This is a genomic window from Inquilinus sp. NPDC058860, from assembly GCF_042743185.1.
Classification (GTDB): domain Bacteria; phylum Pseudomonadota; class Alphaproteobacteria; order DSM-16000; family Inquilinaceae; genus Inquilinus.
Window position 1 is genome coordinate 31062 of record NZ_JBHYMS010000034.1, and the last position, 13568, is coordinate 44629.

General features: G+C 71.4%; 16 protein-coding genes. 10 read left to right on the forward strand and 6 right to left on the reverse strand.

Annotated features, from left to right (window positions below; all coding sequences use genetic code 11):
* Positions 1–127: 127 nt before the first annotated feature.
* Positions 128–1255 (reverse strand): D-alanyl-D-alanine carboxypeptidase family protein, encoded by a 1128-nt coding sequence (locus ACFW16_RS21910; protein WP_380308940.1) that lies wholly within the window; start codon positions 1253–1255, stop codon positions 128–130.
* Positions 1256–1678: 423 nt separating this feature from the next.
* Between ACFW16_RS21910 and ACFW16_RS21915 the strand changes: the two genes are divergently transcribed.
* The 6 genes from ACFW16_RS21915 to ACFW16_RS21940 all read left to right on the forward strand — a co-directional run bounded on the left by ACFW16_RS21915 (position 1679) and on the right by ACFW16_RS21940 (position 6437).
* Positions 1679–2308, forward strand: a complete 630-nt coding sequence (locus ACFW16_RS21915) for a helix-turn-helix transcriptional regulator (RefSeq protein WP_380308942.1) — start codon at positions 1679–1681, stop codon at positions 2306–2308.
* A gap of 124 nt (positions 2309–2432) precedes the next feature.
* Entirely contained in the window at positions 2433–3275 is an 843-nt protein-coding gene (locus ACFW16_RS21920; protein ID WP_380308944.1) for a branched-chain amino acid aminotransferase, read from the forward strand.
* A 157-nt stretch (positions 3276–3432) separates the two neighbouring features.
* Entirely contained in the window at positions 3433–4116 is a 684-nt protein-coding gene (locus ACFW16_RS21925; RefSeq protein ID WP_380308946.1) for an FkbM family methyltransferase, read from the forward strand.
* Positions 4117–4126: 10 nt separating this feature from the next.
* Positions 4127–5080 carry a heparan-alpha-glucosaminide N-acetyltransferase gene (locus ACFW16_RS21930; protein ID WP_380308948.1) on the forward strand — a complete coding sequence of 318 codons (954 nt, stop codon included), beginning with the start codon at positions 4127–4129 and terminating at the stop codon, positions 5078–5080.
* Positions 5081–5175: 95 nt separating this feature from the next.
* A complete protein-coding gene (locus ACFW16_RS21935; protein WP_380308949.1) occupies positions 5176–5754 on the forward strand; it encodes a sigma-70 family RNA polymerase sigma factor in 579 nt (192 codons plus the stop codon).
* Complete coding sequence (locus ACFW16_RS21940) at positions 5751–6437, forward strand: NrsF family protein (protein WP_380308951.1); 687 nt, start codon at positions 5751–5753, stop codon at positions 6435–6437. The genes ACFW16_RS21935 and ACFW16_RS21940 overlap by 4 nt, the downstream gene beginning before the upstream one ends.
* Positions 6438–6451: 14 nt before the next feature.
* Here the strand turns inward: ACFW16_RS21940 and ACFW16_RS21945 are convergent, their stop codons facing one another.
* Positions 6452–7132: a DUF1223 domain-containing protein gene (locus tag ACFW16_RS21945; RefSeq protein WP_380308953.1), complete on the reverse strand. Its 681-nt coding sequence runs from the start codon at positions 7130–7132 to the stop codon at positions 6452–6454.
* 138 nt (positions 7133–7270) lie between these two features.
* On the opposite strand from ACFW16_RS21945, the gene ACFW16_RS21950 reads away from it, so the two are divergent.
* The 3 genes from ACFW16_RS21950 to ACFW16_RS21960 all read left to right on the forward strand — a co-directional run bounded on the left by ACFW16_RS21950 (position 7271) and on the right by ACFW16_RS21960 (position 8710).
* A complete protein-coding gene (locus tag ACFW16_RS21950; protein ID WP_380308955.1) occupies positions 7271–7768 on the forward strand; it encodes a hypothetical protein in 498 nt (165 codons plus the stop codon).
* Entirely contained in the window at positions 7765–8262 is a 498-nt protein-coding gene (locus tag ACFW16_RS21955) for a hypothetical protein (protein WP_380308957.1), read from the forward strand. Before ACFW16_RS21950 ends, ACFW16_RS21955 begins: the two co-directional genes overlap by 4 nt.
* Before the next feature lie 88 nt (positions 8263–8350).
* Complete coding sequence (locus ACFW16_RS21960) at positions 8351–8710, forward strand: response regulator (protein WP_380308959.1); 360 nt, start codon at positions 8351–8353, stop codon at positions 8708–8710.
* Here ACFW16_RS21960 and ACFW16_RS21965 read toward each other — a convergent pair whose 3' ends face one another.
* Entirely contained in the window at positions 8711–9238 is a 528-nt protein-coding gene (locus ACFW16_RS21965) for an RNA methyltransferase (protein ID WP_380308960.1), read from the reverse strand.
* 101 nt (positions 9239–9339) lie between these two features.
* Here ACFW16_RS21965 and ACFW16_RS21970 point away from each other — a divergent pair, with 101 nt between their 5' ends.
* The gene (locus ACFW16_RS21970; RefSeq protein WP_380308961.1) at positions 9340–10425 is read left to right on the forward strand and encodes an asparaginase; all 1086 of its coding nucleotides are present in this window, start codon (positions 9340–9342) and stop codon (positions 10423–10425) included.
* Positions 10426–10515: 90 nt separating this feature from the next.
* On the opposite strand, the gene ACFW16_RS21975 is transcribed toward ACFW16_RS21970, so the two are convergent.
* The 3 genes from ACFW16_RS21975 to ACFW16_RS21985 form a co-directional block, all read right to left on the reverse strand.
* Positions 10516–11142: a LysE family translocator gene (locus tag ACFW16_RS21975; RefSeq protein ID WP_380308963.1), complete on the reverse strand. Its 627-nt coding sequence runs from the start codon at positions 11140–11142 to the stop codon at positions 10516–10518.
* A 75-nt stretch (positions 11143–11217) separates the two neighbouring features.
* Positions 11218–11985 carry a GNAT family N-acetyltransferase gene (locus tag ACFW16_RS21980; RefSeq protein ID WP_380308965.1) on the reverse strand — a complete coding sequence of 256 codons (768 nt, stop codon included), beginning with the start codon at positions 11983–11985 and terminating at the stop codon, positions 11218–11220.
* A gap of 27 nt (positions 11986–12012) precedes the next feature.
* Positions 12013–13179, reverse strand: a complete 1167-nt coding sequence (locus ACFW16_RS21985) for a pyridoxal phosphate-dependent aminotransferase (RefSeq protein ID WP_380308967.1) — start codon at positions 13177–13179, stop codon at positions 12013–12015.
* Between the last annotated feature and the right edge of the window lie 389 nt (positions 13180–13568).

Here is a 13568-nt window from a genome sequence, read left to right on the forward strand (position 1 = left end):
CCGTCTCTCGTCGGACGGGCTCGGATGCTGGCGATGCTACGCGGCGGCTGCGGGCCTCATTGACCGAAGGCGACGCCGACCTGATCGAAAGCGCCGCCCTTCCGCCGGGCCGGAGAGGGCCGGCGGCTCAGAGACCCAGCAGCAGGCCGAGCTTCATGCCGAGGGCCCGGAAGATCGAGGCCTCCGGCATGTCCTGGGCGGCGACCAGCGGCACCTTGCGCACCGGCCCGTCCGGCGGGGCGATGTCGATCTCGCCCAGCACCTGGCCCTTGGCGATCGGCGCCTCGATCGGCTCCCGGAACCGGGCGGTGACGGTCATCTTGTCGAAATCGGCAGGCTGCAGGGTCATGGCCAGGTCCTGCGCCACCGTCACCGGCACCTTGTCCTCGGCGCCGAGCCAGACCGTCGCCTCGTCGACCGTGGCGCCGGCCTTGAAGAGCGGGTACAGGCGGAACTGGTTCCAGCCCCATTCCAGCAGGCGGGCGCCTTCGTCGGCGCGGGACTGCATGCTGGGCAGCCCGTTGACCACCAGGATCAGCCGCCGGTCGTCGCGCACGCCCGAGGCGGTCAGGCCGTAGCCTCCGGAATCGGTGTGGCCGGTCTTGATCCCGTCCACGCCCATGTCGCGGTACAGCAGCGGGTTGCGGTTGCCCTGCTTGATCTTGTTCCAGGTGAACTCGCGCTCGCCGTCGTAGCGGTAGTATTGCGGGAAGTCCGAGATCATCCGCTCGGCCAGGATCGCCAGGTCCCGTGCGGTCGAATAGTGCTCCGGGTCCGGCAGGCCGTTGGAGGTGACGAAGTGGCTGGCGTTCATGCCCAGCGTCTTCGCCATCTCGTTCATGCGGTCGGCGAAGGCGCTCTCCGACCCCGCCAGGCCTTCGGCCAGCACCACCGCGGCGTCGTTGCCGGACTGGATCAGCAGGCCGCGCAGCAGGTCCTCGACCCGGATGCTGTCCCCGACCTGGACGAACATCTTCGACCCGCCGGTCTGCCAGGCCTTCTTGCTGACCGGGAACTTCGTGTCGAGCGTGATCCGGCCGTCGCGCAACGCGTCGTAGACCAGATAGGCCGTCATCATCTTGCTCATCGACGATGTCGGCATGCGCTCGTCCGCCGCCTTCTCCATCAGCACCGTGTCGGTGGTGGTGTCGATCAGGATCGCCTGCCTGGCGATGGTGTCGACGGTGGCCGCGCCGGCGGGCAGTGCGGCCAGGGCGGCGAGGAGGATTGTGGCACGGAGGAGGGGGGCCGGCATCGCGATCTTGGTCATGGGGCGGGGCATGGATCGCAGGGATAGCGTCAACTGAGGCCGCTGCCAACCCAAGCCTTCACGACCGGCCGCGGCGAAGCGCGCAGGGACGGCGACGGTCCGTCGGCCTGCCGCTTGCCGGGATGCAGTGATCGCAGCCGATCCCCCATCTGGGGGTGATAGGAGGGCGGTCGCCTGCTCTAAGATGAGAACGGATAACCTGTCGGCCTGTCCCTTTCGGGTCATAGCGCAAAGGTCGCGCGACTTGTACAATGCCAGGCGTGGTGGGGGCCACGTCTGTCGAATAGGCGAGATGCAAGATGGGGGAGCAACAGGTTTTAGGAAAACAAACATATTCATTTTTATGTAAGTTTTATAGATGATTGCGTTCCTACACGTGGCTCAACGCCCCCGGGAGATATTGTTCCCATGCTGAAGCACGCCGACATCTGGGCGGCGATCGACCGTCTCGCCAGGCTCAACGGTCTGTCCGCATCCGGCCTCGCGCGCCGCTCAGGGCTGGACCCCACGACCTTCAATCCAAGCAAGCGCCAGTCGAGCGACGGCAAGCTGCGCTGGCCGTCCACCGAGAGCATCTCCAAGATCCTCGACGCGACCAGCAGCTCGATGGCCGCCTTCGTGCGGCTGATCGACGACGGATCGGGCCTGCCGGCCCGGCGGATCCCCGTGGTCAGCCACGCCCAGGCCGCCGCCGACGGGCTGTTCGACGACGCAGGCCACCCCACCGGCAAGGGGTGGGACGAGGTGGACTTCCCGAACCTGTCCGACCCGAACGCCTATGCGCTGGAGGTCACGGGCGGCGACCTGGCGCCGATCTACCGGGACGGCGACGTCATCGTCGTCTCGCCGGCGGCCGGGCTGCGCCGCGGCGACCGGGTGGTGGCGAAGACGGCGGACGGGGCGCTGCTGATCGGCGAGCTGGTGCGGATCAGCGCCAACCGGATCGATCTGAAGCCCCTGTCGGGCGACGAGCCGATGCAGTCGCTGAAGCTGTCGGACGTGGTCTGGAAGGCCCGCATCGTCTGGTCGAGCCAGTAGCCGCGGCCAGGCCGGCCTCTGCGTCCGGCGCAGGGCTGGGGCATCGGCCGCCGGGCGGTGTTGGCGCCGCCCGGCCGCTCGCCTATGCTCCGCCGGTCATAGGATGCGGGATCGGACGGACGACATGGCGAGACAAGCGTGGACCTTCCTCGACGGCTCCTGGCAGGAGGGCAATCCGCCGATCATGGGGCCGCTGACGCATGCCGCCTGGATGGCCTCGATCATCTTCGACGGCGCCCGCGGCTTCGAAGGCGTGGCGCCGGACCTCGACCGGCATTGCGCCCGGGCCGTGGCCTCGGCCAAGGCCATGGGGCTGGAGGCGACACTGCCGGCCGAGGAGATCGAGGCGCTGGCCCGCGAGGGGCTGCGCCGTTTCCCGGCCGACGCCGCGGTCTATATCCGGCCGATGTTCTGGGCCGAGGACGGCTGGATCGAGCCCGACCCGGCGGCGACGCGCTTCTGCCTGTCGATCTATGATTCGCCGCTGCCGCAGCCGGGCGAGGACAGCGCCTGCTTCGCCCAGGGGCTGCGCCGGCCGTCGCCGGAGATGGCGCCGACCCGGGCCAAGGCCGCCTGCCTGTACCCGCAATCCGGCTTCGCCATGCGCCAGGCCAAGAGCCGCGGCTTCACCAATGCGGTGATGCTGGACCCGATCGGCAACGTCGCCGAATTCGCCACCGCCAACATCTTCATGGCCAAGGACGGCGCGGTGCACACCCCGGCGGCGAACGGCACCTTCCTGGCCGGCATCACCCGCCGCCGGGTGATCGAGCTCTTGCGCCGTGACGGGGTCGAGGTGGTCGAGCGCGCGATCCGGCCGGATGAGCTGGCGGATGCCGACGAGATCTTCCAGACCGGCAACTTCGCCAAGGTGCTGCCCTGCACCCGGCTGGAGGATCGGCATCTGCAGCCGGGCCCGTTCTACGCCAAGGCCCGCAAGCTGTACTGGGAGTGGGCGCATTCCTGAGGATCCGTCCGATAATGCGGCCGGCGCGGCCGCCTGGCGGCGGACTCGAAGCTTCCGGTGCTCACGCACCCAAACGTGCGCTGCGCGCCGGTTCTCGAAACCACCGCCAGCCGACTCACGCCAACCGCATTCTTGAACGGACCCCAGAGCGCATTCGATGAGCGACCCTGTCCCGCCCGAGCTGGTCTCCAAGGACACGCGCAACCTGGTCCGGGTGCTCGAGCACCAGGGCATCACCCTGGTGTTCGACGTCGGCGCCAATGTCGGCCAGTACGCGCAGCGGCTGCGGCGCGGCGGCTATGCCGGGCGGATCGTCTCGGTCGAGCCGCTGTCGGCCGCCCATGCCGCGCTGACCGCGGCGGCGGCCGGCGATCCAGACTGGGCGGTCGAGTCGCGGATGGCGCTGGGCGACAACGACGCGCCGGTGACGCTGCAGGTCTCTGGCGAGAGCGACATGAGCTCGGTGCTCGACTTCACCGCCGAGATGGCGGACCTGCTCGATGGCTCGGCCTATGTCGGCACCGAGGTGGCGTCGCAGGCGCGGCTGGAGCGGATCTTCCCGCGCCACGCCCGGCCGGACGACCGGGTGCTGCTGAAGATCGACACCCAGGGCACCGAGCGCCAGGTGCTGGACGGCGCGCGCGGCGTGCTGCCGCGCATCGCCGCGGTGCAGATGGAGCTGTCGGTCGTGCCGGTCTATGACGGCGAGCCGTCGTATCTCGACAGCATCCGGCACATGGCGGAACTCGGCTTCGTCCCGGCCCTGTTCATCCCCGGCTATTTCAACCGTCGCACCGCCCGGCTGATCGGCATGGACGGCGTGTTCGTGCGGCCGGGCTAGCCGGATCTCCATGGCCACTTCAGCGCGTCCCGGCCGCCTGCCGGTCATCGACCTGCTCCGCGGCCTGGCGCTGCTGGCGATGGCCCTCTACCACCTGTCCTGGGACCTCAGTTTCTTCCGCTTCGTCGACTGGGACCTGGTGGACGATGCCGGCTGGATCGCGGCGCGCTACCTGATCGCCGGCAGCTTCCTGGCCCTGGTCGGCGCCGGCCTGGTGCTGTGGGACGTGCGGGGGCGCGACTGGCGGCGCTGGGCCATCCGGCTGAACAAGGTGGCGGCCGGTGCGGCGGCAGTCACGGTCGCCACCTGGTTCGTGATCCCGGACCAGTTCATCTTCTTCGGCATCCTGCACTGCATTGCCGTCGCCAGCATCCTCGGCCTCTTGTTCCTGCGGCTGCCGCCGGTCCTGAATTTCGTCCTCGGTCTCGCCGTGATCGCGCTGCCGATCCTGTGGCGTTCGACGCTGTTCGACCCGTCCTGGCTGCTGTGGACCGGGCTCGGCACCCTGCCGCCGCGCAGCAACGACTACGAGCCGCTGTTCCCCTGGTTCGGGCCGGTGCTGCTGGGCATCGCCGCGGCCCGCTGGTGGCTGCGGGCCCGCGCGCCCGGCGGCGCCGTCGACGGCGATATCCCGGGCCGGCCGCTGCGCTGGGCGGGGCGGCACAGCCTGGCCGTCTATCTGATCCACCAGCCGCTGCTGATCGGCCTCCTGCTGCTGGTCGGGATGGCGCTCGGCCGAGACCCGCAGGCGATGCTGTCGCCGCCGCCCGACCCGGCGCCGCTCCTGATCGACTGCCAGGTGCAATGCGAGCAGCGGGGCGGCGGCACCGAGACGTGCCATGCCTATTGCGGCTGCATGGTCGACGGGGTCCGGGCCCAGAGCCTGTGGCCGGCGCTGCGGCCGGATGCGGCGCCCGAGCTCAAGGATCGCCTGCTGGATCTGGCCGCATCCTGCAGCCGCTAGCACAGGGGCAAACATGACGGAAAATTCGCTCGCGTGCCGCCGACCGCCGCCCTAGTCTCGGCGCCGATGCCCGGATTGCCCTGCCGACCCCTGCCATGAGCCCGCCCGACGAAGACAGCCCGTCCGGCGCGACGCGGGATGTCGGCTGGTCGGCGCTGATGGTTGCGGCCCAGGCGGGCGACCGGGCCGCCTATCACCGGCTGCTGATCGAGATCACCCCCTATCTGCGGGCGCTGGCCCGCCGGTCGCTGCGCCGCCCGGCCGACGCCGAGGATGCGGTGCAGGACGTGCTGCTGACCCTGCACAATATCCGCCGGACCTATGATCCCACCCGGCCCTTCCAGCCCTGGCTGGTGGCGATCGCCCGGCGGCGGATCGTCGACCGGGTGCGCATCCAGATCCGCACCACCGGCCGCGAGACGGCGATCGAGCCGTTCCAGGAAACCTTTGCCGCCCCCGAAACGAATGAGTTGGGAATGGAGGCCGATTCGATCACGCTGCGGCGCGCGATCGCGGAGCTGCCGCCGGGCCAGCGCCAGGCGGTGGAGCTTCTGAAGCTGAAGGACATGTCGCTGAAGGAGGCATCGGCCGCCAGCGGCGCGTCGGTGCCGGCGCTGAAGGTCGCGATGCATCGCGCGCTGAAGGCGCTGAAGGGGGCGTTGGGACCGAAATGACGGAGACGGAGCGCACTCGCACCGAAGACCTGATCGCGCAGCTGGCCGCCGATGTGCGGCCGGTCCGTCCCTTGCGGCCGCCGATGCTGCGGGCCCTGCTCTGGCTGCTCGTCGCCGTCCTGGTGATCGGAACCGTCGTCGCGGCCTTCGGGATCCGGCCCGATTTCATGGATGAGATGGGCGAGACCCACTACCAGCTGGAGTGGGCGGGCTCGATGCTGACCGGCATCCTCGCGGCCGTCGCCGCCTTCTATGTCAGCCTGCCGGACCGGTCGCGCGCCTGGGCGCTGCTGCCGCTGCCCGGCCTGGCGCTCTGGCTCTTCTCCATCGGCTACGGCTGCATGACGGACTGGGTGCGCCACGGGCCGGACGGCTTCGCGCTCGGGGTCAGCTTCTTCTGCTTCCGGTCGATCCTGCTGATCAGCATCCCGCTGTCGCTGGTGCTTCTGGCGATGCTGCGTCTTGCAGGGCCGGTGCGGCCGGTCGCGACGATCGCCAGCGGATTGCTGGCCGCGTCGGCGCTGTCGGCCTGCGGCGTCTCGATGTTCCATGGCGACGAGGCCACGCTGATGGTCCTGATCTGGCATGGCGGTGCCGTGGCGCTGCTGGTCGGGCTGGGCACGCTGCTGAACCGCCGCCTGTTCGGCCTGTTCGCGCCGCGCCCGGCCGGCCAGGCCGGCTGACCAGACGGCCCCGGCTACAGCCGGGCCGCCCCCAGGATCCGGCCGTCCGCCGCCTGCAGCAGCACGGCCGCCCGATCGCCGGCCGGCCGCGCCGCCGCGATGGTGCCGCCGGGCGACCAGCCGTCCAGCCGGGTCAGGCTGCGCACGACATTGCGGTCGACCAGGGTCTGCCCGGCGTTCTCGCCCCGCCGCACCGGCGTCTCGTGCCGGTCGTCGAAGCCGACCAGCCACAGCACCGCATCCGCCGGGGCGGCGGGGTCCACCGCCACCTGCAGCGCCGAGTCCGACGCCGTGAGGGCGAGCGGCACCGACGGGTCGGAGCGGGCGTCGGCGATCGCCGATTCCATCGCCTCGCGGTCGGAGCCGACGACATCGCGGCCGCCATCGACCACCGCCTGCGGCGTGTAGACCTGGCCCGACCCCATCTGCGCGGCATAGGCGCTCTGCCGCGCCGTGGCCCAGGCGCTGGAGAACGGGTCCGTCCAGCCCAGCCGGTTCCAGTAGTCGACATGGAAGGCCAGCGGCAGCACCCCCGGCCGGTCGGCCAGCGTCGCCAGCAGCGCGTCGGCGGGCGGGCAGGAGGAACAGCCCTGGGAGGTGAACAGCTCCACCACCACCGGCCGCTCGGCGGCGACGGCGGCGGGAGCGGACAGCGCGGCCAGGGCGAGCAGGCCGGCGAGGAGCGGTCGGGTCATGTCCTGTCTCTGAGACGGAAACCTGCCTCCCGGTTCGGCCCGGTCCGGCACCTGGTTACGGCCGGAAACACGAGGGGGCTTGATTCGCGATTGATAATCGTTCTCAAATAGGCCGACCGTTCACACGGAGAGTCCAGAATGGACGAGGACCAGATCACCGAGCCGAGCGACCGCCGCGCCCTGCCTTTTGCCGAGCAGCTGGTGCTGTGGGCGTTGCGGCTCAGCGTCGTCGGGCTGAAGACCGGGGCGCCGACCGACCATCCGGTGCTGCTGGCCTTCCGCAAGGTCGGCGCCGAGGCGGCGGCGGAGCGGATCGGCCTTTTGACCCGCATCATCGGCTTCGGCGCCGAGCGGCGGGTGCAGATCGGGGTGCCCTGCGCCTTCACCGTCACCGAGGATGAGCGCCGGATCCTGGACCTGGTCGCGATCGGCCAGTCGGGCGTATCGGGCACGCTGATGCTGCGCGGCATGCTGTCGCCGGCCGCCTGCCGCGCCGCCGCCGGCCTGTGCGCCGAGCTCGGCGGCCTCCTGGCCGAGGCGGGGGTGATGCTGCAGCGGCCTGCCGCGCCGCCGCGGCCGCTGCGGATGCCGGCCAACCAGGCATCCTTCGGCCTGGTCCGGGCGGCGCTGCCATGAGCGACGAGGCGCATGACTGCGACGACGCCGGCGCGCCGCCGCTGACCCGGGCCGAGACGCTGGTGCTGTGGGCGATCCGCGCCTGGGTCGCCGGCCATCGCCACGGCATCCCCGTGATCGCCAACCTTCGCACGGCCTTCCGCAACGAAGGCGCCCCGGCGGCGGCCGAGGCGGTGGACGACCTGATGGGCTTCATCGCCGACGGCGCCGGCCGCACCATCCAGGTGAACTGCCCGCGCTGCCGGCAGGTGACGGAGGATGAGCGGCTGCTGCTCGACATCGTGGCGCTGCACCAGCAGGGCGAGACGCTGTGGGTGCCGTTCCTGGCCCGCGCCATCCTGACGCCGGCCGCCACCCGGCTGTGCGCCCTGCCCTTCGCCGCGGTGGCGGACACCCTGCAGGATGGCGGCATCGTGCTGCCCGCGGTCGCCGGCCAGGTGCCGCCGCCGGAGGCCGCCGCCCATGCGGTCCCGGCCGGGACGACGATCCACTGACGCGACGGCCGGGGATGAAGGGTTGCCCCCGGACCGGTTTGCCGCCATGAATCGGCCAGGGAACGAGAAAGAAGCGAACAGCTGACCGATGCGTGGCGGACGTGTGTTGCTGGTCGAGGACGACGTGCTGGTGCGTCTCCTCGCCGTGGAGGCCCTGACCGACGGCGGATTCGATGTCGCCGAGGCGGCGGACGGGCCCGAGGCGCTGCGCCTGCTCGACGGCGGCGAGTTCGACCTGATGATCACCGATGTCGGCCTGCCGGGCATGACCGGGGCCGAGCTCGCCGCCCAGGTGCGGCGCGAGCGGCCGTCGCTGAAGGTGCTGTTCACCACCGGCTACGGGGTCGAGGACGGGGTGCCGGCCGACCTGCCCACCCTGCGCAAGCCCTACGCCGCCGACGCCCTGGCCTCCACCGTGCGGTCGATGCTGGCGTCGTCGCCCGGCTGATCAGCCCTCTGCCACCTTCGGGCCGCCATGGACATGCGGCGGCAGCTCCTCGGTCGGGCCGCCGGGCATGATCGGCCGCGGCGCGAAGCGGCCCAGCGAGATCAGCCGGTCGTACATCACCAGCGCGCCGGCCAGCGACAGGTTGAGCGAGAAGCGGGTCGGGATCTGCACGATGTGGTCGCAGCGCGCCACCATCTCCGGCGACAGGCCGCCACGCTCCGACCCCAGCACATAGACCGCCCGGCGCGGATGGCGGAAGCTCGGCAGGGCGACGGACCCGGCCATCAGCTCGATCCCGACCAGCGCGCAGCCCTGCGGCAGGGTCAGCGACGCGACGTCGGGATAGGTGTAGAGCGGCACCGTGCCGGCGGCGCTCGACGTGTCGCTCCAGCCGAAATCGACCGTCTCGGCCACCGGCGCCACGGTGAAGCAGAAGGCCGCGCCGAAGGCATGGCCGGTGCGCAGCAGGGCGCCCACATTCATCGGCTTGCTGATGCCCTCGCAGCCGATCGCGAAATAGCCTTTCATCCGGGCCCCGTCCGTGTCGTCCGGCTCCGACCTTGCCCCGCGGCGGGCGCAAGGGCAAGGTGCGCGCCGGAAAGGCCCCGCCCCATCCCGCCGAGACGACCATGACCGACCATCAGCATCACGCCCATGGGCACGACCACGGCCATGCCGCCGGAACCGCCGACCTCGCCGGCGGCGGCGCGCCGATCCTGGTCGAGGTCACCCGCGGCCCGGTGGTGGAGAGCCGTCATCGCGGCAGCGCCCTGATCGTCGACGGCCAGGGCGGGGTGCACGGCCATTGGGGCGAGATCGGCCGGCCGGTCTATGCCCGGTCGGCGATCAAGTCGCTGCAGGCGATCCCTCTGGTCGAGAGCGGCGCGGCCGATGCTTTCGGCCTGGGCGACGAGGAGCTGGCGCTGGCCTGCGCCTCGCATGGCGGCGAGCCGGGGCATGTCGAGCGGGTGGCCGCCTGGCTGGCGAAGATCGGCCTGTCCGAATCCGATCTCGAATGCGGCACTCATCTGCCGTTCCACGAGGGCTCGGCTCACGCGCTGGTGTGCAGTCACGAGCATCCCTCGGCCCTGCACAACAACTGCTCCGGCAAGCACACCGGCTTCCTGACCTCCGCGGTCCATCTCGGCGAGACGACCAAGGGCTACATCCGCTACGACCATCCGGTGCAGCAGCGCATCCTCGGCGTGCTCGAGCAGATGACCGGCTGCGGCCTGGGCGACGCGCCCTGGGCGGCCGATGGCTGCTCGATCCCGACCGTCGCCATCCCGCTGGAGGGCCTGGCCTTCGCCATGGCCCGGATCGCGGATCCCGACGATCTGCCCGAGAAGCGCCGCGCCGCGGTGCTGCGCATCCGCAAGGCCTGGGCGGCGCAGCCTTTCCTGGTGGCCGGCACCGGCCGCTTCGACACCGAGATCATGCAGGCCTGCCGCGGCCGGGTGATGACCAAGGTCGGGGCCGAGGGCGTGTTCTGCGCCGCCCTGCCGGAATACGGCCTCGGCGTCGCCCTCAAGATCGAGGACGGGGCGGAGCGGGCGGCGAATGTCGCCATGGCCGCGATCCTGAAGCGGATCGGCGCGCTGGACGGCGCCGACCCGGAGATCGCCGGCCGCTGGCTGGCACCCGAGATCAAGACCCGGCGGGGAGTGACGGTCGGCGCGGTGCGCGGCGCCGCAGCGCTGGCCGGCGAGGGCTGACGGATGTTGGGTTCGCCTCCGCGAACCCAACCTACGACGGTGGTGTCATTGTAGGTTGGGTTCGTGAATACGAACCCAACGAGCGATCCCTCAATTCGCCCGGTTCCAGGCGGCGGTGGCGAAGCCGGCGGCGACCAGCACGCCGGCCCCGGCCCGGTTGATCAGGCGCAGCACCGAGGGCTTGCCGACGGTGTCGCGCAGCCGGCCCCCGATCCAGGCATAGGCGGCGGCGTTCAGCGCGGCGAGGGTGACGAAGGTGCCTTCCAGCACCGCCATCTGCGGCAGCAGCGGCGCCTCCGGATGCACGAACTGCGGCAGGAAGGCGACGAAGAAGACGATGCTCTTCGGGTTCAGCGCGGTCACCGCGAAGGCGTGCAGCAGCATGGCGCGGGGCGACCGGCCGGCCTCCGGCGCCGTCAGGCCGCCCGCCTTGGGCGCGGCGCGCCACAGCTTGACACCGAGATAGACCAGATAGGCGGCGCCGATCCATTTCAGCACGGTGAAGGCGGTGGCCGAGGCGGCCAGCAAGGCGCCCAGCCCCAGCATCGACAGGGTCATCGCCGTGAAGTCGCCGAGCGCGACGCCGGCCACGATCCACCAGGCATGGGACCGGCCGCGGCCGAGCGCATAGGACAGCACCAGGGTGACGGTCGGGCCGGGGATGATCAGGACGATGCCGGCGGCGAGCAGGAAGGCGAACCACAGGTCGAGCGACATGGCGGCGGCTCCTTTGACGATCCGGCCAGCAATCCACGAGGCTCGGGATTTGTCCAGAGCCGCCAGGACGGTTGCTCAGCCGGCTCCCGCTCTGCCGAAATTCAGCTGGGTGCCGACCGGGTGGAATCCGAGCTTGGCGTAGAGCGGCTCCGCCCCCGCCGCGGCGGACAGCCAGACCAGGTCTCCGCCGGCAAAATAGGCCTCGAGCAGCCGGCGGCACACCGCCTCGGCCAGACCGCGGCGGCGGAAGACCGGCCGGGTGCCCACCGCCGCCAGCTCGGCCGTGTCGCCGCCGATCAGCAGCAGCCCGCTGGCCGCCGGTACGCCGTCGAGCCGGGCGAGGGCGGCCCGCCGGCTGCCGCGGGTCAGGCCCTGCCGCAATCGGACGCGGAAATCGGCCTCGCCGGCCGCGTCCAGCGGCTGGTCGAAGGCCTCGCGCTGGACCAGCATCAGCCCGTCGATCGCCGCCTCGTCCTCCGCCGCCAGTAGCCGGGCCGGATCGTCGGGGCCGGGCCGCCAGGCGTCGCGATGCAGGGTCATCAACGGCGCCTCCATCTCGCGCTCATAGCCCATCGCGTAGAGCGTCGGGGACAAGGCGGGGTGCAGCTCGCGGAAGAACTCGATGCGGAAGCGCCGGCCGGCGGCGTCGAAGGCCTGCTGCAGCTCGGCCACCGCCGGGCGCCAGTCCGGCGCCGGGACGACCGGCACGGCGAAGCTCTGGATCGGGTCGTCGCTGGCGTTGGAGACGAACAGCGCGAAAGGGCCGATATCGGCGCGCAGCCGGCCCTCGGTCGCGGCCGCGAGGGTGTTGGGGACCAGGCGCTGCAGCAGCGCCCGGTTCACCGCCGGTCCCCGATCATGGGCAGGGGGTCACGACAGCGCGGGAAGCAGCCGGTCCATCGCGGTCTCCAGCCGCTCGACCGACCCGGCGAAGCACAGCCGCAGATGGCCCTCGCCGCCGAGCCCGAAGGCCGAGCCGGGGGCGAGGCCGACATTGGCCTCGTGCAGCAGCCGCAGCGCCAGGGCCCGGCTGTCCGGCTCGCCCTCGACCCGGAAGAACAGATAGAAGGCGCCGTCCGGGCGGGTCAGCCGCACCCGCGGCGACTCCGACAGCCGGCCGATCACCAGGTCGCGCGCGGCGCGGCAGCGGTCCACCTGGCTCTGGATGAAAGACTCTCCCTGTTCGACGGCGGCCACAGCCCCGTATTGCAGGAAGGTCGGCACCCCCGAGGTGTTGAACTGCTGCAGGTTCTCATAGACCTGCCCCAGCTCCTCCGACGCCACCACCCAGCCGATGCGCCAGCCGGTCATCGCCCAGTTCTTGGAGAAGGTGTTGACCACCACCAGCCGGTCCTCCGGCTCGGCGATCGACAGGAAGGACGGCGCCACGGAACGGTCGTAGACGAAGCGGGCATAGACCTCGTCGGCGACGATCCAGATGCCGCGGGCGCGGCAGAATTCGAGGATGGCCTTCTGCTCCTCCGCCGTCAGCGTCCAGCCGGTCGGGTTGCCGGGGCTGTTCAGGAACAGGGCGCGGGTGCGCGGCCCGCAGGCGGCGAACAGCCGGTCCAGATCCAGCCGCCAATGGCCGTTCTCGACCCCGATCGGCACCGGCACGGTGCGGCCGCCGGCGATCTCGACGGCGCTGAAGATGTTCGGCCAGACCGGGGCGGGCAGGACCACCTCGTCGCCCGGCCCGACCAGCGCCTGCATGGTCATCATGATCGCCTGCATGCCGCTGACCGTGACGTAGATCCGGCCCGGCGGCACCGTCGCCCCGGCGATCCGGCCGACATAGCCGGCCAGCGCCTCGCGCAGCGGCGGGATGCCGCGCTGCCAGGTGTAGAAGGTCTGGCCCTCGATCAGGGCGCGGTTCGCCGCTTCGGCGATGAAGGCCGGCGTTGGCTGGTCGCCTTCGCCGACCCAGAGCGGGATCAGGTCGGGCTTGCCGCGTCCGGCATTGACCACCTCGACGATGCCGCTCTCCGGCAGCTGCGCGATGTCGGGCCGGATGCCGCCCAGAAGACCCGCCGCCATATGTCCGTCCACGCTGACCTCTCCCTGCATTCGGGCCGGAGGTTAGCAAGACGGGGCGGCGGGCGTCATCCGCGGCCGGCGCATGGGCGTCGCGCGGCCGAAGCGGGGAGGCGAGGCGGGACGATTCCCCGGGAACCGATCGGGGACCGCATTGTTAGGGAGGGTGAGGCCCCAACGGCGCTGGTTCGCGAGCGGCTTCGGTCGCCCGACAGCAGGCGGGCCTCGGCGGCCCCGGCGGAATCCCTCCCCGCCGCAGCCGTGTGAAGCAGGACCCCGTGACCGGATCCCCCCTCCAGGTCGCGGGCGGGGGCGGGGCCTTGCAGCCCCCCCGCCGGCCAGGGTATCCACTTGGGGGTTTGAGTTCAGCCGGGACGGGGGGGTGGCGAGGC